Origin of the sequence: Paenibacillus sinopodophylli (genome assembly GCF_005930355.1) — a bacterium.
GTDB classification, from domain to species: domain Bacteria; phylum Bacillota; class Bacilli; order Paenibacillales; family Paenibacillaceae; genus Pristimantibacillus; species Pristimantibacillus sinopodophylli.
In genome coordinates, this window is sequence record NZ_VDBO01000001.1 from 28,673 (window position 1) to 52,829 (window position 24,157).

Consider the following 24,157-nt stretch of genomic DNA (forward strand, 5'->3'; position numbering starts at 1 on the left):
TCTGGGAGGGAATCTTTTGAAGAGGATAACGACTGTTAGAGGGGATATATTCCCTGAAGAGTTGGGGTTTACTACCATGCACGAGCATACAATTTGTGATCTGGCATTCTTAAGGAATCAATTAGGGTTTATACCTCCGATACCATCGGAGAAGTTGACTTTAACACCTGAAAACATGGCCTCCCTAAGAAGCGGTTTGGGGTTGTTTTCAGATGAATGCTCTACTCTTGGCGATGTTGACTATTTGACTAAGGAACTGACGGCATTTAAGAAGATCGGTGGAAACGCAGTTGTTGACGCATCTCCGATTGGATTAAGAGGAGATGTCACTGATATGAAGGAAGCTTCGGAGATGGCTGATGTCCATATCGTGTGCGCGACAGGTCTGTACCATGCGGCAGCTCAGCCTGAAGAGTTTATGTCTAGAAGCGAAAAAGAATTAATAGCCCATTTTGAAAAAGAGATTAAAGAGGGAATAGACGGAACCACAATCAAACCCGGGTTTTTGAAATGTGCATTAAATGTTCTCAATCCAGACTGCACGATTCATGAAATTGAATTAAAAACACTTAGAGCCTGTGCTAAGGTTGCAGCTTATACAGGTATGAGCTTACATGTTCACACTGCTGCGCCTCTGACTGGTGAGCATATATTACAGGGTGTTGATATTGCAATCTATGAATGCGGCATGAAACCGGAAAAAGTTCATATCATGCATTTGGATTCCTTTCTAAGAACGCCATCCAAGATTTCTGATTATTATTCAACGATTGAAGCGGTCAGATGTGTAAATACGGATCTTCAAACAAAGGTGTTGGAAAAGGGAGTAAACATCGGCTTTGATTCATGGGGGATGTTGGTGAATACGTTGCCCGATGATTATGACCGAGTTAAGGGTCTCGCTGACCTGTTGAAGAAAGGTTATGCCTCGCAAATTGCTCTTGGTCATGATATATACGACAAGTCGCGTGGTGTAACTTATGGCTACACAGGATTTACAGGTTTTGCTGGGTTCGTTCTTCCTATTCTCAAAGAACTTGGATTTGGCGACGATATCATTAATAAGCTGACGGTTGAGAATCCAGCGAGAATATTAGCCTATTAACTTTAATAATTTTTGGACACATAGAGTAAAAACTAAATACAGGACATGTTACAGCCTCCTAAAGAGTGAGGTGTAGCATGTCTTTTTTATTAATTGGCTGTTTTACAGTTCACCTAAAAAAGCCTTAGGAAAAATGGAAAGTCGTCTAACTGTCATTCAAAAAGTCGTCTAAGGAGTAGCGAAAATAAAATAGAATACGGATAGTAGTTTACTGTTGATAAAACCTCAAAAATGACCCAGTAATCGTCCAAATCTCCCCCGTTTAAGCGTATCGGTTGATGTGTTAATCTGTTGGTAAGCGCATACAAGACATATTTCGACACAGAATTGCGCAATCTAAAAAATAATCTAAGGGGGAAAAACATGCTTAACAGAAAGAAACTGCTTACCTTAATCTTAGCCGGTGTGATGATGGTTGGTCTAGTAACGGGCTGCGGCTCCAACAACGAAAACAGTCAACCATCGAGCACAACAAACTCTGCAAACGGTTCGGCTAACCCATCCAGCGAGAAGCTTGTAGATTTAAACGTGTGGTGGACGAATATCGGATTTAAAGGTATCGACAAGGACAGCCCACTCTATAAGTCCTATACCGATTTGCTTGGCGTAGGCGTTGTCAGTCCTTATGTGGAATGGAACGGTGGCACGGATTATTTGAATACGCTTAATATGAAAATTGCCGCTGGAGAGATGCCGAACGTTTTCATGCCTTGGAATGGCAACGAGGCGGAACTCGCGAAGAATGGAGCAATTACTGATCTTACGGAACTACTTCCGAAGTATGCGCCAAACCTGTGGAAGCTTATTCCTGAAGATGTATGGAATGTCGTTAAGGCGAACGATCCGACTGGCCAAGGCAAAATTTACTGGATTCCTTCTGTTACGTCGTATGAGAAGACGACGGGCCTTATTCGGCAAGATTGGTTGGATAAGCTGAATCTTCAAATGCCGAAGACGCAAGAAGAATACGTCAATGTTTTGAAGCAGTTTAAAGAAAAAGATCCTAACGGAAACGGTAAAGCCGATGAGATTCCAACTGGTGGACGCGAGAACGCCCGATGGATGGATCATCTCTACAATCAATATGGTGTCGCGATGCTGGAGGGGAATCCGGAATGGGATTTGTATAATGGCGAATTGACCTATTCGGCCGTTTCTCCGAACATGAAGGACGCTTTGGCCTTTATTCATCAGCTTTATCAACAAAAATTACTTGATCAAGAAACATTCCTGAATGATAAAGCAGCTTGGGATGGAAAGATCGATTCCAATGTGGTTGGTAACTATTACCACTGGGGCCAAACGACATGGATGCACTTATCCAACATTGAACAAGCAACTGGAGCTAAAGCAGATTTCTCTGTTCTACCCATACTGCAAGCTCCAGGCTACGAAGGTAAAGGATTTATCACAACCAAACAAGTTGGTAACCCGGCTTGGGTAGTGAGCTCTCAGCAAGATGAAGAGCATCTTATGACTAGCTTGAAATTTTTAAACGGGATCGCGGATCAATCAAAATGGTCTGATCTTTATTTAGGCGTTGAAGGCATGCATTATAAACTTGTTGATGGTAAGAAAACGGTACTTCCTGAGGATAAAAGTACGCAGCAGAATAGGCTGAACCCGTATGATCAATTCGGTACGATTGAGTTCCAAGAAGACCTGTTGAATCAAAGTGCAACTCCAGACAACCAATGGCAATATGATCAGAGTATCAAAAACATGAAGGATCTTCAGCAATACGTTAAAGTAATCGCTGGAGACGGTATGCCTTCGAGTGTCTATGAGAATTATCCAGACATCAAGAATCACAAACTATGGCAAGAATATGCAACCAAGATTATTATCGGAACATATCCGATTGACAAGTTCGACGAATTCGTCGACAAGTGGAACAAATCCGGCGGCGAGGCTGTAACGAAGCAGGCTCGGGAGTGGTACGCGAAAGTCGGTAAATAAAAATTATCCGATTTAGCTCCTCAGTTAACAAGCGAGGGCAGCCCGAGAGGGTTGCCTTTCCTTGTTCCTTACACAATAGAAAAATAAGTAGCATAGGTGGAGGGAAATCATATGATCAAAGCGTCATTTCGTTTTTTACTCAATATTAAACAATGTTGGCCCTTATACCTAATGGTATTGCCGGGTATAACATTTTTCATTATCTTTAAGTTTATTCCAATTGGTGGATCGATAATCGCCTTTCAGAATTATTCGATTTTTAAAGGAATCACGGACAGTCCGTGGGTTGGCTTTAACAACTTTAAGTTGCTATTGGATTCACCTGATTTCTACCGCGTCTTTACGAACACGTTGCTACTGGGACTTCTGAAGGTCGCCATTATTTTCCCGGTACCTATCGTGCTTGCTCTTCTTATTAATGAGGTTAGATTTGTGCTTCTTAAGAAGGGAGTGCAAACCGCGCTATACATTCCGCATTTCATGTCCTGGGTTATTATTTCGGGAATTACGTTTGATATCTTCTCCCTTAATGGGATTTTCAATACGGTTCTGGATTGGTTCGGTTTCGAACCCAGTCTGGTTATGCAGCAGGAGAAATACTTCCGATGGATCTATGTTCTCACTGGGATCTGGCGTGATGCCGGCTGGGGAACGATTGTTTACTTAGCAGCCATCAGTTCAATGGATCCGGGAATTTATGAATCTGCTCTTGTGGATGGTGCTTCGCGTTTCAAGCAGATGATCAAAATTACGTTGCCACTGCTCCTTCCGACGGTTGTAGTCCTGTTCCTGCTCGATATAGGGAATTTCCTTGAGCTCGGCTTTGATCAAGTTTTCAACCTTCTTACCCCAATGACGTATTCAGTCGGGGACATTATAGATACCTATGTGTATCGTACAGGAATTCAAGAAGCTCGTTACAGCTTCGCAACGGCGGTAGGCTTGTTCCAAGCCATAATCGGTTTCGTCTTAGTATTAATCTTCAATCGCTTGTCCAAAAAAGTATCCGATGAAGGGTTGTGGTAATATGGTACGCTTAACATTTGGCGAGAAAGTCCTTCAGGCTTTCACGATTATCGTACTCTGTATCATATCCGCAGTCGCCATCGTGCCCTTGTTCTCGGTACTCGCAACCTCCTTCAGTTCGCGTTTGCCCGTGGAGCTCAATCTTGTCACGATTTGGCCGCAAGAATTCACACTTGACTCCTGGAAGTATGTGCTGGATCGGCCTGACCTGTGGAGATCATTTGCTGTCACCTTGGTTTCGACTGCGGTCGGCACCGTTATTGCTCTATTAATCACTGCTCTAACGGCGTATCCACTGACAAAAAAGGAGTTTATGCTTGGCAGATTAGTAATGATCGCTGCTGTAGTAACTATGGTTTTCAAAGCTCCGCTTATACCATACTTCTTAACAGTTAAAAGCGTCGGCTTGTATGACAATCCATTAGTACTTGTGATTCCGCATATACTTACCGCTTTTAACCTCATCATCATGAGAACTTTTTTTCAACAATTTCCAAAAGAGTTGGAAGAAGCAGCACATGTTGAGGGTGCAGGTTACTTCCGGGTTCTGTTCAGTCTCGTTCTCCCATTATCCAAGGCTGTACTTGCAACACTTGGCCTGTTCTACGCGGTTGTCATATGGAACCAATTCCAGCATCCCCTACTATTTATACAGGATCCGGATTGGTATCCGCTTCAGATCAAGATTCGTCAGTTCATTACAAGCGATAATGAACTACCCATTGTTGGCAACGTAGAATTATTGAATTACAATTCAAGGACGCTGCGTGCCGTCACAATCGTCTTCGCTGTCCTTCCGATTCTTGCGGTCTATCCATATCTGCAAAAATATTTCGCGAAGGGTGCCATGCTCGGTTCTGTGAAGGGATAACGTAATCAAAGCGCTTGAAAGCAGGGTATGACGTGCTAATAAAAACGCTACGAAGTAGGATTGGCGAGATGAAGCTTCGTAATAAACTGATCATCAGTTATTTCTTGGCTTCGATCATTCCGATTCTACTTATCAGCTTGACCATCTATCAGTTGTCTGCGAAGAGTGTCGAGGATGCGTCGCAGGAGTTTGCGTCGATGTATGTATCTCAGGCGACGACAAATCTGGATGATTTTATGGATAGGCATAATCAATCGACTCGATCCGTTTTGCTCGAACGAGACATTATACACTTACTGATGTCAGAGCAAACGGACAATATGGATGAGCTTATAGAGAACAAGCTGATTCTATCCCGCTTTTTCAGTGACATCACGACTGTATACCCGGAGATCGACACGGTCATGCTAGTTGGTTCCACAGGCGAGATGTATGACTATACGCGTGCACCCGACTATGTGAATGTGGAGAAGTTGCAGGAACAGGATTGGTTCAAAAGCGCCAAAGCACAGGAGCGCCAGATGTTCATAACTCCTATTCATGATCGATCTTATTACAATAAGGAAAAGAGGGGGGCTGTCTTCACCGTCGGAAGAGTTTTGTGGAATTATAATGGGAGTTATGCAGGCATGATCTTAATGGACATGGATCCAAACAAGTTAATCAACCTGAGTGAAATTTTCCTCTCATTAGGAAATCGCTATGATATCCGACTTGTCGTCACTAACGAGAACGGCGGCATTCTATATCATTCAGATGCTGCGACCGGCAAGCGGTCTTGGAATTCGTTGATCAATCAACCGTATAAGGCGAAAGATGAAGGAGACGAGAATGGTCTTATCGTTCTTTCGGATAGAGCATACGGTGGGAAGTTGCGAATTAGCGCCGAAATTCCCTTGAGCAAGCTGCTCGCCCCAATCCAAAGCATTAAGCATGTAACCTTATGGTCTATTGTTGTATGCCTGATATTTATAGCGTTTATTTCGATTTTGTTTAGCTACAAAATTACAAAGCCAATTTTGAATTTGCGCAGGAGCATGAAGCAAGTGGAATTAGGCCACTATTCCATTCTGATTCCGGTACCTACCGCACATGATGAAATCAGCGGGCTTGTCAATAGCTATAATAAAATGATCTTACGAATCGGAGAACTCATCGAAGATGTTTTCAAAGCGGGAATGAAGCGCAAACAAGCCCAATTTCTAGCCCTTCAAGCGCAGATCAATCCACACATGCTCTACAATACGCTTGAGTCAATTCGGATGAAGGCAGTAATCAAGGAACAAGATGACATTGCCGAAATGATTAAAGTACTGGCACGAATGTTTCGATTATCGCTAGGGAAAGACAGGGGCAGCCATCTCATTCGGCATGAAGTTGAATATGCTGCGAATTATATTTTCTTACAAAATATTCGCTATGATAATCGCTTTAAACTTGATGTGCAGCTTAGTGAAAGAGTAATGGAATCACCGGTCATTCCACTAGTCTTCCAACCAATCGTAGAGAACAGTATCAAGCATGGTTTCCGGAATTATAACAGTGAACTTCTGATCAGGATTGAAGAGGAATTTGTCGGTTTCGACGAAGTGCGTATCCGAATAATTGATAACGGTGGCGGCTTAACTGAACAGAAGGCAAGAGAGATCGATTACATGCTACAGAAAGTTGATACAAGTGGAATGGTTACTGACGATCAGGAAGAAGAAAGCTCGGATTCAGGAATCGGCCTTCGTAACATCACTGAGCGTCTCAAGCTCCAATATGGAGAGCGATATTACCTTCGACTTGACGTACAACCGGGAGTAGGTACGGTCGTGGAGATGCTGATTCCGTTACCACGAGAAGGCTAGTAAGGAGGTTCTGTTCATGTACACGGTGGTACTGGTTGACGATGAAATGGGCATTATTGAAGGATTACAAGTAATTATGAAACGTTACCTGCCTGAATGCCAAGTTATCGGAACCGCTAATGACGGGGGCGATGGTTACGATATCGTGCTTGAGCTTTGCCCCGATCTCGTCATTACTGACATACGTATGCTTTCTATGGATGGGTTAGAAATGGTCGAGCGATTGGTTAACCGTGGTTCTAATTCAAAGTTTATTCTGCTAACTGGTTACTCAGAATTCGAATACGCGCGTAAAGGAATTTACCTCGGTGTCAAATTTTACTTGAATAAGCCAATCGAGGAGGAAGAACTTCAACAATGTGTAAGGAAGGTTATTAAAGAGATTGAGACCGAGAAAACACGAACGGGAATTCAGGTCGCGAATGCCTTGGGTGAAAATGGGGATTCAGGTGAATTCGACGCGGTTAGCAAGAAAAAAGATGTGATCTCAGAAATCAAACAATATGTATTTGACAATTATAACCAAAATATCAGCCTCAGCGAGCTCTCTAATCGCTTCTATTTGAATTTGCACTATATTAGTCGTCTGTTTAAAGAGAAGACTGGTCAAACGTATTTAGAATACGTGACGATGGTCCGTATCGAACGTTCAAAAGAGCTGCTTCTGAAGAGTGATTTGAGAATCTATGAGGTTTGTCAAAAGGTAGGCTATAGTGATTTGAAAAATTTCACTAAGGTTTTCGAGAAGTTGTCTGGATGCAAACCTAGTGAATATAGAAGAATGAACCAAAAATAATAAATAAGCAGGTGGTACATGTGATTTTTGTAGGAACCAATTATCATCCCCATGATTGGCCCAAAGAACGTTGGCCGGCGGATATTCGATTGATGAAGGAAGCCGGATTCACGCATGTCCGATTAGGGCATTTGTGCTGGGATAGTTTTGAGCCATCAGAAGGAAACTATACCTTCAATTGGTTTGATGAAGCAATGAATCTTTTTGCCGAAGCAGGGATTAAAGTTGTTCTTGATATTGCGACACGTCCTGCCCCAACTTGGCTTCATAAGAAAGATCCTTCGATCGACCTCACGGATCGAAACGGAAATCGGCTGCAGGCGGTTCATCGTTATATGGATGATGTAGGAAATGGAACCTTTCAAGAATGTGCGTTTCGCTTCGCCGAAACTTTGACTAAGCGTTATGCCGATCATCCTGCCCTCTATGCTTTCGGGCTTTGTAACGAAGTAGGAAGTGGAGCGCCGAGTTATTCGGAGGAGGCTCGTAAACGCTATGTAGAATGGTTGAGAGAGAAATATAAAGAAATCGAATGCTTAAATGAGGCATGGGCTGCACAGAGATGGTCTCGCCGACTGAATAGCTTTGAAGATGCCGAATTCCCTGTAGCCGGATCAATAAACGGTGCACCTGAGAGAATATTGGACATGTGGCGGTTTTTCTCAGACGAACAGCTAGCGTATCTGAATGAATTAAGTGTTATCGTTAAGCGAAACGCTCCGAATGCGAGGGAGTCCACCAACCATTGGGGTGAGCATCCTGGTTATGGATTCGATTATTTGAAGGGCTACAAACAAATCTTTGATCTACCAGGAGTTGGATTCTACCCTGGCGTTAACCCTGAGGATCGTAATGCCCTTTTCGGAGCTTGTTTTGCCATGAGTCATAGAATTGGTGAGAGCGAAAAGCCAATGTGGTGTCTTGAATTCCAGACGGGTTCCTTTGGAGCATACGCTCCTCCAAAGGGAGTTTTGAGAATGTATGCATACCTGAGTCTATTGTTCCGAGCAGAGGCGATTTTCGCTTGGACATGGAGGTCTATGTTAGGCGGCGAAGAGCAATATTTCTTCGGATTGCTGGATCACGACGGTCAGCCTGGTCGGAAATGGTATGAATATCAACAATTTGCGTCTGAGATTAAAGGATTAGAGATAGCAGGGGAACTGCCATACCTGCCTCAACCGGAGATCGCTTTGGCTTATTCTTTCGAAGCGTTCAAAGTTTCTGAGAATCAAAAAGCCTATTATAAAACACCTTATTTAAGGCAAGTAATGCAAGTCTTTGAAACGTTGATTGATGAGAACATCGATTGCAATGTAGTGAATCTGCGCAATATTGATTTGAATTACAAGGTTCTGTTGATTCCCGGACATGCCATAATGGACGAAGCTTCAGCACAATCGGTAAGGAAGTTCGTGGAGAAAGGCGGGACGGTCATCATGACAGCCTATTCGGCAAAAGTGGACGAGAACAATCGAGTATTCGGAACGACATTGCCGGGTCGACTCAGCGAGGTGTTCGGCATTCGGGCTAACGCGTTCGAACGTCCGGTCGCTCATCATTCGGATGCCAACGAAGGCGGACTTCAGAAAACGAGATTGAATCTCCGACGTGAGAGTCCTCGGATTGTTATGGGCGAGAGAACTTTCGAGGAACCGATCGATTATTACGAGATTCTCGAGCCTTCCACGGCAGAGATCTTGGGCGTATTTTCAAATCTGGAGCAAGAACTTCCCGCGGTTACAGCAAATACGTACGGCCTCGGGACCGCAATTTACGTAGCGATTCCGGCGCAAAAGGAGCTTATGCAAGCATTGATTACGGATTGTTCTGAGAGGCTTGGCAGCCGAAAAGGACCTGTTACACCGCACGGAGTGGTTGCTAGGCAGATCGGCAATGCCATCTTCTACGTCAATACGACCCCGGAGGAGAAGAGGATCGAGCTTGACGGAAGAGGATATGGGCTTCTATCTGGTCAACCGTACGAAAGCACCTTGACACTAAGGGCTTATGATATAGAAGTGGTTCGGGAGGACACACTGATATGATTCACAATCCGATACTAAAAGGCTTTAATCCTGATCCTTCTATCATCCGAGTAGGAGAAGATTACTATATTGCAACGTCGACGTTTGAATGGTTCCCTGGCGTACAGATTCATCACTCACGAGATCTAAAGAATTGGAGGCTGTTAACCCACGTATTGACTAAAACCTCCCAACTTAACATGGCGGGGGCCGATGATTCCTGCGGGATATGGGCACCTTGCTTGAGCTATGACAACGGCCTTTTCTATTTAATCTATACGGATGTTAAAAGCAAAGCTGGTGCCTTTAAGGACACGCCAAATTACCTTGTAACTGCGGAAAATATTGAAGGTCCTTGGTCTGATCCAATGTTCCTGAACAGCAGCGGATTCGATCCTTCGCTCTTTCATGACGATGACGGTCGAAAATGGCTAGTCAACATGCTATGGGATTTCCGTCAGAAAAGACGAGAAGCATTCGCTGGTATTGTATTGCAGGAATATAGCGCTGTCGAACAAAGATTAGTCGGAGAAAGTAAGATTATTTTTAATGGAACGTCTATACAGATTACTGAGGCACCACATTTGTACAAACGAAATGGTTATTATTATTTGATGGTAGCTGAAGGAGGGACTGAGTACGAGCATGCGGTAACTATGGCGCGCTCGAAGTCAATTTACGGTCCTTACGAGGTTGACCCGCAAAATCCAATTCTCACCTCTGCAAATCGAATGGATTTGGAGTTGCAGAAGGCGGGGCATGGCTGTCTGGTCGAGACGCAGAATGGCGAATGGGCGATGGTCCATTTGGTTGGCAGACCGGTCGTGGAAAATGTAAAGAGATGCGTGCTTGGCAGGGAGACGGCGATTCAACGCATGGAGTGGACGGCGGATGGCTGGTTAAGGCTGGAAGGTGGAGGGAATTCACCATTGGTTAATATCCTTGAGTTCGATCTTCCTGAACATCCATTTCCAAATGAGCCGGATACGGACAATTTCGAAGAGGAACGGCTTGGCATTCATTGGAACACATTAAGACTCCCACCCGATCCTACTTGGATGAGCCTCACAGAACGGAAAGGATTTCTCAGAATTCGAGGGAGAGAATCACTAAGCTCGAAACATCGCCAGAGCCTCGTAGCCCGGCGACAACAAGCGATGAACTGCGAAGCGGAGACGGAAGTGGAAATTAACCCGGATCACTTCCAACAGATGGCAGGTTTAATCCTATATTATGACACGAAGGATTATGTTTATCTGCGGATCAGTCACGACGAGAAGCTCGGAAAATGTCTGGGACTCGTTCGTTCCGTTAAAGGGACCTGGGAGAGCTTATCCGAATCCGAAGTCTCAATCGGAGAATCAATAACTTGCCGGCTTAGAGTCGTTATTCATACAGATACTGCCCAGTTCTATTATTCGGTTGACAATGGGGAATGGAGATCAATCGGCCCTGAACTGGACATCCTTCACTTGTCTGACGAGGCTTTGGATTTGACTCGCTTCACTGGCAACTTTATTGGTCTATGTGCTCAGGATCTAAGCGGGGCTCAGAAGTACGCGGATTTCAATTATTTCCGATATTCTGAGAATATGGCTTTACCCCCTGCGTCTAAGAATAATTAATGTAGAGAGAACGTGGTTTAAGATAGGCAGCAGCTCTTTAATATGTGAAGGGCGGCTTCCTGCATCTCCCGAAACAAACCTTAGAAACAGAAGAAAAACCCGGCGTTTATGAAAAAACGTGGATTTCTCTACAATCTAAGCGGTACAGGAGTAGTTCCCTGTATCGCTATTTTTCATGTTTTCCAACAGTACTGTTCAAAATGGAGATATCTCTGCAGCGAGTTACGGCTGCTATGTCCATTTTGATCTAGGCATATAAACGAACAACGGTAATGACAACTGTTCTTTATTGCTCGTCTATAGGTCAGTCATTCCAGGCTTCCACCCCGGCTCCAGTGTATGCAGAGTCGGAGACAGAATACGACGCGGAATCAGTTATTCTCGGCGTGAAGGCCGGTATGACATCTCATTTTCCGGAAATCTACTTGTGTAGACATTGCTAGAAAAGTCGTCAAAGCGATATCGAAAAAGTCGCCATAACGTTAGTTAGATGCCAGATACTCCTTTATGATTAAGCTGATGAAGAGTTTTCACAAGGAGGTAAATATGAAATATTTAAGCAATCCTATTAACGTCTGTTATAAGTACCAATTCAACAAAACCATTAGTGGTGAAATATCCGTTTCCCGAGAAGCGGCAGACCCGTCAATGATCAATTTTAATGGTCGATATTATATGTTTCCATCGATGACCTGCGGTTTTTTTTACAGCGATGATATGGCGGAATGGAATTTCCATCCCCTCAAAAGCTTGCCCGCCTATGACTACGCGCCCGACGTGAGAGTTGTAGGTGAATACGTCTATTTCTGCGCATCGTCACATGAAAACTGCAGCTTTTACCGTACGAAGGATTTGTTTAGCGATAAATTCGAGGAAATCAAAAGCGCGTTCCCGTTCTGGGATCCGAATCTATTCGCAGATGATGACGGTCGTATCTATATATACTGGGGATCTTCCCCTACGCTGCCCCTTTATGGCATTGAACTCAACCCAGTTGACATGAAGCCTATTGGCGAGAAGAAAGAGCTGATCGCCGGAAATATTAAGGAAATTGGTTATGAACGGTCAGGGGAAGATCATATACCGCCGCATTCCCCCGAAAAAATGGCAGAATTAATCAGAGCGTTTGAGGAAAGTAAAGATAGTATTCCAGAACCAATAAGAGATTCGGCGTTGGCCTATGTAATAAGTGCGCCGTATATTGAGGGAGTATGGGTGAATAAGCATAACGGCGTATACTATCTGCAATATGCAACTCCTGGCTCGGGTTATAACGTGTATGCTGATGGTGTTTATGTGGCGCACAGCCCCTTGGGGCCATACAAGCTTGCCAAAAATAATCCGTATTCCTATAAGCCTGGGGGATTCATGGCCGGGGCTGGACATGGCTCTACCATGGAAGATAATGAGGGTAAACTATGGCATACCGCCACAATGCGCATCGCAAAGAACCACAATTTCGAACGCCGCGTCGGTATTTGGCCAGCAGGCTGGGATCATGACGGAGAGCTGTTCTGCAATCAACGATACGGTGACTGGCCTATTAGCGTTGAGCAGTCCAAGCTCGACCCTTGGGCGAACCCAAAGTGGATGTTATTATCCTATGGTAAAACCGCAAGTGCATCCTCAAGTATTGAGGGGAAAATGGCTGCTAATGCTACTGACGAAAACGTGCAGACCTGGTGGAGGGCATCGTCGAACGAGCCAGGCGAGTGGATTGAGGTAGATCTAGGCAACGAATATGCTGTGCACGCTGTTCAAATAAATTTTGCAGACGATAAACTGATCCTTCCCCTTCCGGGTGGTGCAGAGCTTAGAGGCGCACATGGGCAAGTGCGCTGGATTGATGAGACGCAACAGACGACACGTTGGAAGCTTGAGGGCTCGGAAGATGGGGATAACTATTTTGTCATTGAGGATAAGAGTGAAGTGAACACCGATCTGCCCCATGACCTAGTAATCAATGAGGAAGGAATAAAGGCAAGATATATTAGACTTACAGTCGTATCTCTTCCATATGGACAGGTTGCCTGTGTATCCGGTTTGCGAATATTCGGACTTGGCGGCGGACATGCCCCCGAGAAGGCAGTGGATATTAAAGTCGAACGTATAAGCGAACTCGACCTAGATGTAAGCTGGAAAGGCGATGGCACCGGCTACGTTGTAGAGTGGGGATTTGAGCCAAATAAGTTATACCATAGCTATCAGGTATTCGGCCAGAACGTAAGAATAGGTGCACTCGTCAAAGGACAAGAAACGTATGTAAGGATTGATAGCTTCAACGACAACGGCATCACAGAAGGTGATGTCATCAAAGTATAACGATGGAGAGGTACAACCATTCAATGAACTTGAAGAGGTTGTGCCTTTTTTTCTTGCGAAGGCTTCACATAGTCTCTTCGTTTGCACATCTTATCGACGTATTTCTGTTCAAGTCAACAACTTATGTTGATTCTGTTTATTTAAGTCGTTCGTTCGTCGGTACCTTATTGACGGTTGATGATAATAAATTTACAGTTATAATACCTCGAAGTCAACAAGTGTTGTTTTAAAATAAATACAATGTTAATTCGAGCAATAAACCATCATTCTATTTGGAGAAGGCAGGCGTATATCCGATGATTATTCAAACAACAAAGGGTAAAGTAGAGGGTTTCGAAACAGAGGGTGTTCTTGCTTGGTATGGCATTCCCTATGGACAATCTCCGACAGAAGAATTGCGTTTTAAACGTGCGAAACCCGCCAATCCTTGGCAGGGCGTTAAGGATTGCAAGACTTACGGAAATGACCCTATTCAGTTTATTAGTGAACGTGAAACGGAAAACGAAGACTGCTTAAATCTCAACATATGGGCACCTAAAGAAGCGAAGAAGCTGCCAGTATTGGTATGGATTTACGGGGGCGGATTTCACTATGGTTTCAATAGTGATTTAAGCTACGACGGAGCGAGCATGACGGCAAGTGGGGACGTGATCCGCGTCAATATCAATTTCCGTATAGGACCTCTCGGTTATTATGATTTTAATCAGTATGACGAGTCGTTTGATACGAACTGCGCCTTATCCGATCAGATTGAAGCCTTAAAATGGGTGAGGGACAACATCGAAGCATTCGGCGGCGACCCTGGCAACATCACAATTGCAGGCGAAAGCGGAGGCGGCTGCGCTGTGTATAACTTGCTTGCCAGCCCCGCCGCCAAAGGTCTGTTTCATAAAGCAATTGCGCAAAGCGGTCTTCCTCGCGCCAGCGGGGGCAGAGAGTTCACCAAGTTAGTTATCCCTCATTTCTTGGAGCTTCTCGATATAAGGCCAGAAGAAATTATGAAGCTGAAAACCATGGATATCGCCAAAATCAAAGAAGCTGGATCTATTTTTTATAACAAATTTACCAAATTGTACGACGGGAACTTTATGCCGGGTCCTTTCTTCGGAGACGATCTGCTCCCCGAGCGTCATTGGACTGCTTTGAAGAATGGCAGCGCAAAGGGAGTAGATGTAATCATCGGTTATACCCGTGACGAGGGAGATACCTTTATTGCAGAGTCTGAATCCTCAAACGCATGGTTCCCGTCATGGGATGGCGTTGAAGCGATGCTGAAGAACAATGGTAAAGAACAACATTTCTCGGAGTTGAAAGCAGCGTACAATCATCTTGAGACAGAACGTAAAGGTTTAAGTGAGTTTGTGAGAGACTATCTTTTCGCCATGGATGCGCATCGCTGTGCGGATGAGCAAGCAAAGCACGGCAACGTGTGGATGTATCGCTTTGACTTCGTGCCTATCGCTTACAAGCAAATGAATATGGGGGCCGTTCACGCGGTTGAGATACCGTTTTCGCTCAACACGCTGGATAGGGGTTACTTCTCTTATGCGCTCAAGGGCACTCCGCAAGATCAGCTTGAAGCCGTCCGCGACCAAATGAACGCTGCATGGTTCAACTTTATGAAAACAGGCAATCCGACAGGCGGCGAAGTAGATTGGGCCAAATATGATAACCGAAACAGTATGCTGCATGTTTTTGATTTGCAGCCTGCTAACGAGTCTATTCGCATAGATAAGAAAATTACAGACGTTTGGGAAAAAATCGGTTTAGTGTACGACAAAGAATAATACCTAATCGTCTTTCGAGAAAGAGGGTCAACACTTTAGACAGGAAAGGGATGGAGGATATGAGCAATCCATATAACGATTTTGATAATTTAGAAATTCTTAGAGAAATGCACGATTCGAGCACATTCGAACAAAAGCTGATGACGGACGGTCTTGAAATCCCCGTTGGAGATATCAAGAGCATTGAAGTTTCTGAAACCGGTCACAATACGCAAGTCAACATTTACTACCCTGAAGGTGAAGGACCTTTTCCCATTATGCTGTACATTCATGGAGGTGGGATGGTTACCGGTTTCAATAAGATGGATGAGCCCGTGATTCGTCAGATTTGTAGAGACGCCGAATGCGCTGTTATCAGCCCGAACTATGCACTGGCTCCCCAATATCAATGGCCAGTCGCATTGGAGGAACTGTATGAATTGATCCGCTACTTCATTCAGAATGCTGAACAATATAATCTTGACAATACACGCATTGCCGTAGGCGGCAACAGTGCGGGAGGGAATTTGGCGGCAGCCCTTGTCGTCAAAGCGTATCAGGAAAAAGAGTTTTCATTTGATTATGCGGCGCTGGTGTACCCAGCGGTGGATCTTTCGGAGGCAATAGCCGAAGGGGTTAATGAACGGACAAATTTGCAGGCCATGTCACCTGAAGGCGCAGAACAATTACGTAAATTATATATCCCTGTGGGAGAAAACGTCCGCAACCCTCTTATTTCACCGCTGTATGCCGATCCAGCAATCTTTCCCCCCACTAGCATCTATGCGGCGCGCGGAGATCTGCTGATGCATCAAAACAAAGTGTTTGCCAATCGATTGGCGGATGCAGGGGTAGAAGTTTTGTTCAAATGCTACAATAATGCCGATCATGGATTTATGGAAATCGCAGGTAATGAATACATCGCACGAAACTGTAAAACGATTATGGCAACAGAATTAAAACGCATTTTCACTAAATAAGGAATAAGCCAACGTAGATAATGATTATACCAAATGAAACTAGAGCAGCCTTCATTATGCAAATGGATTACAAAATAGAGGCAAAGGGCTTCGATGCTTTTGCTGCAATCACTGGAAATCGCGCAAACAGTAGACAAGGCAGAGGCGTTTATTATGAAATATTTTGTTTAAAGTAGATGAATAACAAGGTGCTGTCACTTTCGGGGCTGCACCTTATTTTTTGATACCAGCCTACATAACGTCGAAAGTCGGAAAAACGATAGTGAGATAGTCGTTTTAGTGTTAGTTGTCTGGCTTCACCGATTTTATAATTAGGATGAGGCTCATAAGCATCTTAATGGGATGGGGAAGCAAAGTCTCTGAGTTAATAGACAATATGGAGGGGAACGATTTATATGAGCCGTGACATAAATAAATTGATTGCCGAAATGACACTCGAAGAAAAGGCAAGCTTGTGCTCCGGGTTGGGTTTTTGGAGTACAAAACCGATCGAACGGTTAGGAATCCCAACGATCCTGATGACAGATGGACCGCATGGTCTTCGAAAACCGCTGCCGGTAGGTCCGGAACATGGGATTGGAAATAGTGCGCCTGCAACTTGTTTCCCGACTGGTCCGGCGCTTGCGGCATCATGGGATACCGAATTAATCGAGCAAGTAGGTGCTGCAATCGGTAAAGAGAGCCAAACAGAAGGAGTCCAGATTGTTTTAGGGCCAGCGCTTAATATTAAACGATCTCCTCTATGCGGCCGCAATTTCGAGTATTTCTCCGAGGATCCGTATTTAACGGGTGAAATGGCAGCGGGCCACATTCGGGGTGTGCAAAGTCAGGGTGTCGGAACATCCGCAAAACATTATGCGGTCAACAATCAAGAGCATCGAAGAATGTCGATGAATGCGGTTGTAGACGAAAGAACGTTGCGAGAAATCTATCTGCCGGGTTTCGAAGGTGCAGTGAAACAATCGCAGCCATGGACAGTTATGGCTGCATACAATCAGGTGAACGGAACATTCGCTACGGAGCATCCGTATCTGCTTACCGATATCCTGCGCAATGAATGGGGATTTGAAGGCTATGTCGTATCTGACTGGATGGCGGTTAACGAACGGGTCGCTGCATTGGCAGCAGGACTTGAGCTCGAAATGCCGGGGAATGGAGGATACGGAGATCGAAAGATCATTGAAGCGGTCCAAAACGGCGAATTATCCATCGAACAGTTGGATTTGGCAGTAGAACGGTTCCTTACAATCGTTTTTCGAGCTGCCGAAGCCCGCAAAGAAAATGCTTCATACGATGTAGAGCAGCATCATTTACTGGCAAGGAGATCAGCGGCCGAAAGTATGGTGCTGTTAAAAAATGAAGAAGGAATATTGCCGCCCAAGAAGCAAGGCCGAATTGCCGTTATTGGAGAAATGGCTAAGAGACCAAGATATCAAGGCGGAGGCAGTTCCCATATTGTTCCCACGAAGGTTGATTTGCCTTGGGACGAACTGGTTGCGATGTCGGCTGAGCATATCGAATGGACTTATGCGCAAGGATATGAACTGAATAGCGATGTTTGGCATGAGGAACTTGTGAAAGAGGCGATTACCGCAGCTGGGCAGGCAGATTATGCCATTGTGTTTGCAGGTCTGCCCGATCGGTACGAATCAGAAGGCTATGACCGGGAACATATGCGTATGCCTGAGAATCATAACCGTATGATCGAAGCGATCGCGGAAGTTCAGCCTAATCTGATCGTTGTGCTCAGCAACGGTTCCCCGGTAGAGATGCCCTGGATTGGCCAGGCAAAGGCGGTGCTCGAAGCCTATCTTAGCGGACAGGCTGCTGGCGGTGCCGTCGCGGACTTGCTGCTCGGAGCGGTAAACCCAAGCGGCAAGCTTGCGGAGACGTTTCCTATGGATATGAAACATAATCCGTCCTATTTCAATTTTCCAGGCGAGGGAGATGAGGTCGTATACCGGGAAGGGCTGCTTGTTGGCTATCGGCACTATGATACGAAGAATATTAAACCATTATTTGCATTCGGTCACGGACTCAGTTATACGACATTCGAATATACCGGACTGACGCTTGAAAAGGATAACATATCCGATAAGGAGTCCGTCAAAGCAATCGTTACGGTGAGAAATACAGGTCAAATGGCGGGGAAGGAAATCATTCAGCTTTATGTTCGTGACATCAAGAGCAGCGTCATGCGTCCCGATAAAGAGTTAAAAGGTTTCCGTAAGATTCATCTTGAGCCGGGCGAGGAGAAAATGGTCGAATTTATCCTTGATAAACGATCGTTTGCCTACTACAATACCGGGTTAAAGGATTGGCATGTCGAGACCGGCGAATACGGGATTCTCGTTGCTGCTTCCTCTGATCGGATCATGCTAGCCAAAACCCTACAGGTCAATTCCACCGTAGCGGTACCTAAGAAATTCTCAAGGAATTCGACTATCGGTGATCTTATGGAAGATCCTATCGGCTCTGGTATTGTAAATCGAATCATGCAGGGAATGGGACAGCGGACAGACAGCGCATCGGAAGTCAGCCAAACTCCCGAGAATGAAGCGAATCGCAAGATGATGTTGGAAGTTATGAAGGGTATGCCTCTGCGCAACCTCGTTGTAACAAGTAAAGGTGCATTAAGCGACGAGAATCTAGAACAGCTATTGGAGCAAGCAGAGCAAAGTTAAAGACTGATACTCGGAAAAGGTACATCCACTTCAGGCAAATGATGAGGTTGTGCCTTTTCAAAATATAGAAAAGTAAAAAAATCACACGAGGTGTTCACCAATTCGTTCCAGATAGTCGATCAATATACTTGGTCAGCATTTTGGCAATATCTTCAGGCTTTTGCTGATAACCATTAAGGCTCCATTGAAAAATAATTGCGCTAACCCCCCCAGAGATGAAATGATTTTGGTTGGGTTCCTTCAACTGGGCACCCAAATTTTCCACGATTACCTTCTGAATAATTGGAAGTAAAACTCTATTGAACTCCATATAAATCTTCATAATCTGTTTGTTCTCATCATGCATGCGACATAGATCCAACATGATACTGTAGATATTGAACTCTGAAGAATGGTCATTCTTCTTGCTGATTTGCTGCAGCACTTGTTCGCACATCTCTTCGACGTATTCCGTTAGGATATCAAGTGGGATTGAATAATATTTATAGAAGGTTGTCCGGTTGATATCGGCCATGCTGCATACTTGTGAAACGGTGATATCCTGTATGCCCTTCCATTCTATAAGAGACCAAAGGGCATTCCGAAGAGCTTGTTTGGTTTGGAGTATTTTTTTGTTCGTTTTTATCATAGGAGTCCTTCCCAAGTCAACAACTTTTATGGATTTTGTATATTCAGTCCTACGTTTGTCGGCACTCTAACGATCATTGATAATCTTAAATTTACAATACTGAAATCTCGAAGTCAACAGGTGTTGATTTGAAAGCGCGGCGATAGGAATCCCTTATAAAGCAGACAAGGGATGCATTTAACGGCATGATACTTAAGATAAGGAATGTAAATTTGTTCAAGATGCTTGTTCATTTTTCCTGCTTGATAAATAGTCGTGAAAGCAATATTAAATGAGTCGTTTAAGTGTTAGTCGTTCAATTATTAAATCGCTATGATAGATGTGAAACAACAAATATGATCAGGGGGTTGTCCATGAGAAAGAAAACGAAGTTAGTCAGTATGGTGCTAGTTACAATCATGTTCATGGGTCTAATCAGTGCATGTTCGTTTACCAAAGACGAAGAAAGCCAATCATTGCCCGAAGCATCAACCAGTACTAATACGCCTGCTTCAAGCCAGGATGACATCACAAAAGATCCGTTTGAAATCGCAATCGCTATGCCGATATTTGGCCCTGTGCCAGAAGATATCCAATTGGTTCAAGACGAAATCAGCAAAATAACGAAACAAAAAATTAATGCTACGGTCAAACTGCTTCCCATTAGCATCGGCGCGTATGTACAACAAATGAACCTGATGAACTCCAGCGGCGAGAAGCTGGATATGTATATTGCGTTGGGGCCTGCCTACAATATGGATGTGGCGTCAGGCAAATATATCGAGTTGGACGGCCTATTGGAGAAGTACGGGCAAGATTTGAAATCTCAATTTGACCCTGCTTACCTGACAAGTGCGAGGATAAACGAAAAGCTCTATGGCGTACCTGCTCTAAAAGATTATACAACTGGCGTTCCGGGAGTCGCCATGAGAAAAGATTTGGTGGAGAAGTATAAGATCGACTTAGCTTCCATTCAATCGTTGGACGATTTGGATCAAGTTTTCAAGACAATAAAAGACAACGAGCCTAATATCACTCCGCTCGGTATTGGATTATCGGGACCTATGTATCAATATGTGTGGTATGACAAGCTAGGTGATAGTTTCGGTGTCTTGCCGAATTATGACAATGGCCTGAAAGTCGAGAACTTGTATGAGTCGCAGGAGTATACCGACACTTTAAATACGTTGCATCGTTGGTTTAAAGCCGGTTATATCAACAAAGACGCAGCGACCAATATGAATAATCCCGGGGATATGATTAAAGCCAACAAAACATTTGCTTTCTTCATGGGAAATAAGCCGGATGCGTTGGAAGGAAATATTCGATCGATCGGCAAAGACTTAGTATTTGCTCCAGTCAAACAAGGTGATTATTCGACTACCAGTGATATTTTATTTGCAATGTGGGGCATTTCTGCTAATTCTGCTAACCCGGAAAGAACGATGATGTTCATGAACCTGCTTTACTCCGATCCGACTATCGCTAACCTTATGTTGTATGGTGTTGAAGGGAAGCACTATGTAAAAGTATCGAGTACCAGTATTGATTATCCGAGTGGCATAAATGCAGCAACGGTTGGCTATACCAATTACTTTTGGGTTGTGGGAAATCCGTTTATTACCTTCACGTTTGAAGGCCAACCTGTTGATCATTGGGTGCAAATCAAACAGACGAACACTGATGCAATCAAATCCAAAGCCCTTGGCTTCTCGTTCAATTCGGATCCGGTTAAGACCGAGATTACGGCACTGAATAATGTATTAACCCAGTTTGCGAAAATTCTAGAATCGGGAACAGTCGCTCCAGCCGATAAGATTGAAGAATTTAATACGAAGCTGAAAGCTGCTGGAATTGAAAAAGTCATTGCCGAGAAGCAGAAGCAGCTCGATGAGTGGGCAGCTTCCGATAAAAGTCTTGAATGTGTTATTGAATTAGTCGTCAAACCGTTAGTTGGTCCGATCATCACCCTTTAAGATAGGATTAACGACAGATAAAGGAGACGACGCGATGATTGGCATATGGCATGCTTTCGTGAACCTGAATGGTTCTAAGATTAAATATCTTTTTCTAGTAGAAAAGATCGAAGGATATAGATTGACGATCAATACGGAACCGATGCCTTCTTTTATTCTCCCGATGCAGGCAACAGCGGAGGGGAATTGGCTTGAGGCGACCGGTCGCTCCAGTTACTCTAACGATCCGGTAAAGGTAAAGCTGAAGTTCGGAGACACCCAATTCGCCGGTACGATCACGATGCCGTTTATTGGTGAGCTGCAGCTTAGCGGCGGTCAAGGTAGGGGGGCTTCCCTTGCAGAAGAACTTATTCCGAAGGTCAAGCCCTACCGGAAAGCGGACGTGAGCGCACGTTTGGACGAAGAGATTCGTCAGGAGGTCGACAAACTACTTGCACGGATGACTATTACGGACAAAATCGGTCAAATGAGCCAGATCGGGGCTTCCGACTTTTCCTTCGGGGCTGATGTCGATGCAGAGCCGCCCGAACAGATGGTTGCCTCGGGCAAAGCCGGTTCGGCACTAGGTGCCTTCGACAGCAATCGGGTATTCGACTTGCAGAAGATCGCGGTCGAGCAATCGCCGCTTGGAATTCCGCTTATGTTCAATGCGGACGTGATCCACGGATTCCAGACGATCTTCCCTGTTCCACTTGCGTGGTCATGCAGTTGGGACTTGGAAGGGATTAAGCAAGCGTGCGTCATCGCGGCCAAGGAAGCGGCGGTTTCCGGCACGACCTACAACCACGGTCCGATGGTCGACATTACTCGTGATCCGAGATGGGGAAGGGTAGTTGAAGGAGCGGGCGAGGATCCATACTTGGGAGCGCTCATTGCCAAAGCACAGGTGGAGGGCTATCAGGGCGACAGCTTATTCGACAGAGAAACGATTATTGCCTGCTTGAAGCATTTTATCGCGTATGGGGCGGCAGAAGGCGGCCGAGATTATAACACGGTCGATATTTCAGAAGGAACGCTTCGGAATGTTTTTCTTCCTCCTTTCAAAGCCGGAATTGAAGCGGGTGCGGGCTCTGTCATGAACGCGTTCAACACTTATCAGGGCGTTCCGGTTGCAGGAAGCGAATATTTACTGAAGGAGCTCCTGCGGAATGAGCTTGATTTCGATGGTATGCTCATTTCCGATTATGGGGCAATCGAGGAAATCTTTATTCACGGAGCGTCTAAGGACAGTGAAGAAGCGGCTAAGCTAGCCTTGGACGCCACAATGGATATGGAAATGGTCACCAGCTTATTCGCTAAATATTTGCCAAGTCTCATCGAAAAAGGCGTCGTGAAGGAAGAACAGCTAGATGATGCGGTGCGGCGTATTTTAACTTACAAATACAAGATCGGTATAATGGACGATCCGTTTCGGTACGTGCAGCCTGAGAAGGAGATCGAATACCACTATAGCAAAGAACATTTGGAAGCAAGTCGTGATCTCGCTCGCAAGTCGATTGTCCTTCTTAAGAATGATGGCATTCTGCCTCTTCGGAATGACGGGACCAAAATCGCACTAATCGGACCTTTCGCCACTAGCAGAGATTTGGTTGGTCCTTGGCAGTTCTCCCGTTATGGCATGGAGACGGTTACGCTCAAGGAAGGGCTGGAAGGAAAAGGTATCGACGAGCAGCAGTTGTTCATTGCTTCGGGCTGTGAAGTCAACGAAGAGATTGATGGCGGGCTTCACCATGCGATCGAAATGGCAAGCCAAGCCGACATCGTAGTGTTGGCGTTAGGCGAGGACAGCAATATGTCAGGCGAAGCTGCATCGCGGGCGGATATTTCCCTTCCACTTGTGCAGCAACGTCTCGCTGAGGAGATCGTCAAGCTGGGTAAGCCGACCGTGCTTGTTCTGACCAACGGCCGACCGCTCGTGCTAGATTGGTTCGAGCAGCATGTGGATGCAATTGTTGAGACGTGGTTCTTGGGTTCGCAAGCAGGACATGCAATCGCTGACGTATTATTAGGCGCTTACAATCCCTCTGGCAAACTGACGATGAGTTTCCCGCGACATGCAGGCCAGGTACCCATATATTACAATGCATTCAATACAGGTCGTCCTGTTACGCCTGATAACATGCACTCCAAGTATATTTCTAAGTATATAGACTGCCCGAACGAGCCGTTATATCCGTTCGGCTACGGGCTAAGTTATACATCATTCGATTATTCAGATCTGCGCCTGGATCAAGCGACACTGAAGCGATCCGATTCGTTGAATGCCAATATAACAGTTACGAATACTGGTAAATACGAGGGTGAGGAAACGGTCCAGTTATATATCAGGGATTTGTATGGCAGTGTAGTACGTCCAGTAAAAGAACTTAAAGGCTTTCAGAAAATTCATCTACAGCCAGGTGAAAGCCAGTCGGTCACATTTCAGATTAAGGAAGATGACTTAAAGTACTATTCGAAAAATCACAGCTTTGAGGCGGAACTTGGCTCGTTCCTTCTGTTTATAGGACCTCATTCAGAGGATCTGCAAGAGGTGGCCTTTGAACTTGTGGATGAAAATTGA

At 44.9% G+C, this 24,157-nt stretch carries 15 protein-coding genes; 14 read left to right on the top strand and 1 reads right to left on the bottom strand.

From position 1 onward, the window contains the following. Positions 1-16: 16 nt before the first annotated feature. The 12 genes from FGT79_RS00100 to FGT79_RS00155 all read left to right on the top strand — a co-directional run bounded on the left by FGT79_RS00100 (position 17) and on the right by FGT79_RS00155 (position 19,014). Positions 17-1,105: a phosphotriesterase family protein gene (locus tag FGT79_RS00100; protein ID WP_138750766.1), complete on the top strand. Its 1,089-nt coding sequence runs from the start codon at positions 17-19 to the stop codon at positions 1,103-1,105. A 363-nt stretch (positions 1,106-1,468) separates the two neighbouring features. Then, positions 1,469-3,064, top strand: a complete 1,596-nt coding sequence (locus FGT79_RS00105; RefSeq protein WP_138750767.1) for a type 2 periplasmic-binding domain-containing protein — start codon at positions 1,469-1,471, stop codon at positions 3,062-3,064. Positions 3,065-3,175: 111 nt separating this feature from the next. Beyond that, the gene (locus FGT79_RS00110) at positions 3,176-4,090 is read left to right on the top strand and encodes an ABC transporter permease (RefSeq protein ID WP_138750768.1); all 915 of its coding nucleotides are present in this window, start codon (positions 3,176-3,178) and stop codon (positions 4,088-4,090) included. 1 nt (position 4,091) lies between these two features. Then, positions 4,092-4,961 carry a carbohydrate ABC transporter permease gene (locus tag FGT79_RS00115; RefSeq protein WP_138750769.1) on the top strand — a complete coding sequence of 290 codons (870 nt, stop codon included), beginning with the start codon at positions 4,092-4,094 and terminating at the stop codon, positions 4,959-4,961. 68 nt (positions 4,962-5,029) lie between these two features. Beyond that, complete coding sequence (locus FGT79_RS00120) at positions 5,030-6,814, top strand: sensor histidine kinase (RefSeq protein ID WP_138750770.1); 1,785 nt, start codon at positions 5,030-5,032, stop codon at positions 6,812-6,814. 16 nt (positions 6,815-6,830) lie between these two features. Next, the gene (locus FGT79_RS00125) at positions 6,831-7,610 is read left to right on the top strand and encodes a response regulator transcription factor (RefSeq protein WP_138750771.1); all 780 of its coding nucleotides are present in this window, start codon (positions 6,831-6,833) and stop codon (positions 7,608-7,610) included. 20 nt (positions 7,611-7,630) lie between these two features. After that, entirely contained in the window at positions 7,631-9,658 is a 2,028-nt protein-coding gene (locus FGT79_RS00130) for a beta-galactosidase (protein WP_138750772.1), read from the top strand. Then, entirely contained in the window at positions 9,655-11,262 is a 1,608-nt protein-coding gene (locus FGT79_RS00135; protein WP_138750773.1) for a glycoside hydrolase family 43 protein, read from the top strand. The genes FGT79_RS00130 and FGT79_RS00135 overlap by 4 nt, the downstream gene beginning before the upstream one ends. Before the next feature lie 546 nt (positions 11,263-11,808). Then, entirely contained in the window at positions 11,809-13,584 is a 1,776-nt protein-coding gene (locus tag FGT79_RS00140; protein ID WP_138750774.1) for a family 43 glycosylhydrolase, read from the top strand. A 296-nt stretch (positions 13,585-13,880) separates the two neighbouring features. Further along, positions 13,881-15,371: a carboxylesterase/lipase family protein gene (locus FGT79_RS00145; protein WP_138750775.1), complete on the top strand. Its 1,491-nt coding sequence runs from the start codon at positions 13,881-13,883 to the stop codon at positions 15,369-15,371. Next, on the top strand, positions 15,335-16,330 hold the full coding sequence (locus FGT79_RS00150; RefSeq protein ID WP_281285891.1) for an alpha/beta hydrolase: 996 nt from the start codon (positions 15,335-15,337) through the stop codon (positions 16,328-16,330). The genes FGT79_RS00145 and FGT79_RS00150 overlap by 37 nt, the downstream gene beginning before the upstream one ends. A gap of 395 nt (positions 16,331-16,725) precedes the next feature. After that, entirely contained in the window at positions 16,726-19,014 is a 2,289-nt protein-coding gene (locus FGT79_RS00155) for a glycoside hydrolase family 3 C-terminal domain-containing protein (protein WP_138750777.1), read from the top strand. A 94-nt stretch (positions 19,015-19,108) separates the two neighbouring features. Here the strand turns inward: FGT79_RS00155 and FGT79_RS00160 are convergent, their stop codons facing one another. Then, positions 19,109-19,642, bottom strand: coding sequence for a TetR-like C-terminal domain-containing protein (locus tag FGT79_RS00160; RefSeq protein ID WP_138750778.1), 534 nt, complete (start codon positions 19,640-19,642; stop codon positions 19,109-19,111). A gap of 353 nt (positions 19,643-19,995) precedes the next feature. Between FGT79_RS00160 and FGT79_RS00165 the strand changes: the two genes are divergently transcribed. Both FGT79_RS00165 and FGT79_RS00170 read left to right on the top strand, forming a co-directional pair. After that, on the top strand, positions 19,996-21,597 hold the full coding sequence (locus FGT79_RS00165; RefSeq protein ID WP_138750779.1) for an ABC transporter substrate-binding protein: 1,602 nt from the start codon (positions 19,996-19,998) through the stop codon (positions 21,595-21,597). 34 nt (positions 21,598-21,631) lie between these two features. Beyond that, the gene (locus FGT79_RS00170; RefSeq protein ID WP_138750780.1) at positions 21,632-24,157 is read left to right on the top strand and encodes a glycoside hydrolase family 3 N-terminal domain-containing protein; all 2,526 of its coding nucleotides are present in this window, start codon (positions 21,632-21,634) and stop codon (positions 24,155-24,157) included.

Excerpts from the sequence above, each read along its gene's own strand:
- FGT79_RS00105 (WP_138750767.1), top strand. The coding sequence starts at position 1,469 with ATGCTTAACAGAAAGAAACTGCTTACCTTAATCTTAGCCGGTGTGATG.
- FGT79_RS00110 (WP_138750768.1), top strand. The coding sequence starts at position 3,176 with ATGATCAAAGCGTCATTTCGTTTTTTACTCAATATTAAACAATGTTGG.
- FGT79_RS00115 (WP_138750769.1), top strand. The coding sequence starts at position 4,092 with ATGGTACGCTTAACATTTGGCGAGAAAGTCCTTCAGGCTTTCACGATT.
- FGT79_RS00120 (WP_138750770.1), top strand. The coding sequence starts at position 5,030 with ATGAAGCTTCGTAATAAACTGATCATCAGTTATTTCTTGGCTTCGATC.
- FGT79_RS00125 (WP_138750771.1), top strand. The coding sequence starts at position 6,831 with ATGTACACGGTGGTACTGGTTGACGATGAAATGGGCATTATTGAAGGA.
- FGT79_RS00135 (WP_138750773.1), top strand. The coding sequence starts at position 9,655 with ATGATTCACAATCCGATACTAAAAGGCTTTAATCCTGATCCTTCTATC.
- FGT79_RS00140 (WP_138750774.1), top strand. The coding sequence starts at position 11,809 with ATGAAATATTTAAGCAATCCTATTAACGTCTGTTATAAGTACCAATTC.
- FGT79_RS00145 (WP_138750775.1), top strand. The coding sequence starts at position 13,881 with ATGATTATTCAAACAACAAAGGGTAAAGTAGAGGGTTTCGAAACAGAG.
- FGT79_RS00155 (WP_138750777.1), top strand. The coding sequence starts at position 16,726 with ATGAGCCGTGACATAAATAAATTGATTGCCGAAATGACACTCGAAGAA.
- FGT79_RS00160 (WP_138750778.1), bottom strand. The coding sequence starts at position 19,642 with ATGATAAAAACGAACAAAAAAATACTCCAAACCAAACAAGCTCTTCGG.
- FGT79_RS00165 (WP_138750779.1), top strand. The coding sequence starts at position 19,996 with ATGAGAAAGAAAACGAAGTTAGTCAGTATGGTGCTAGTTACAATCATG.
- FGT79_RS00170 (WP_138750780.1), top strand. The coding sequence starts at position 21,632 with ATGATTGGCATATGGCATGCTTTCGTGAACCTGAATGGTTCTAAGATT.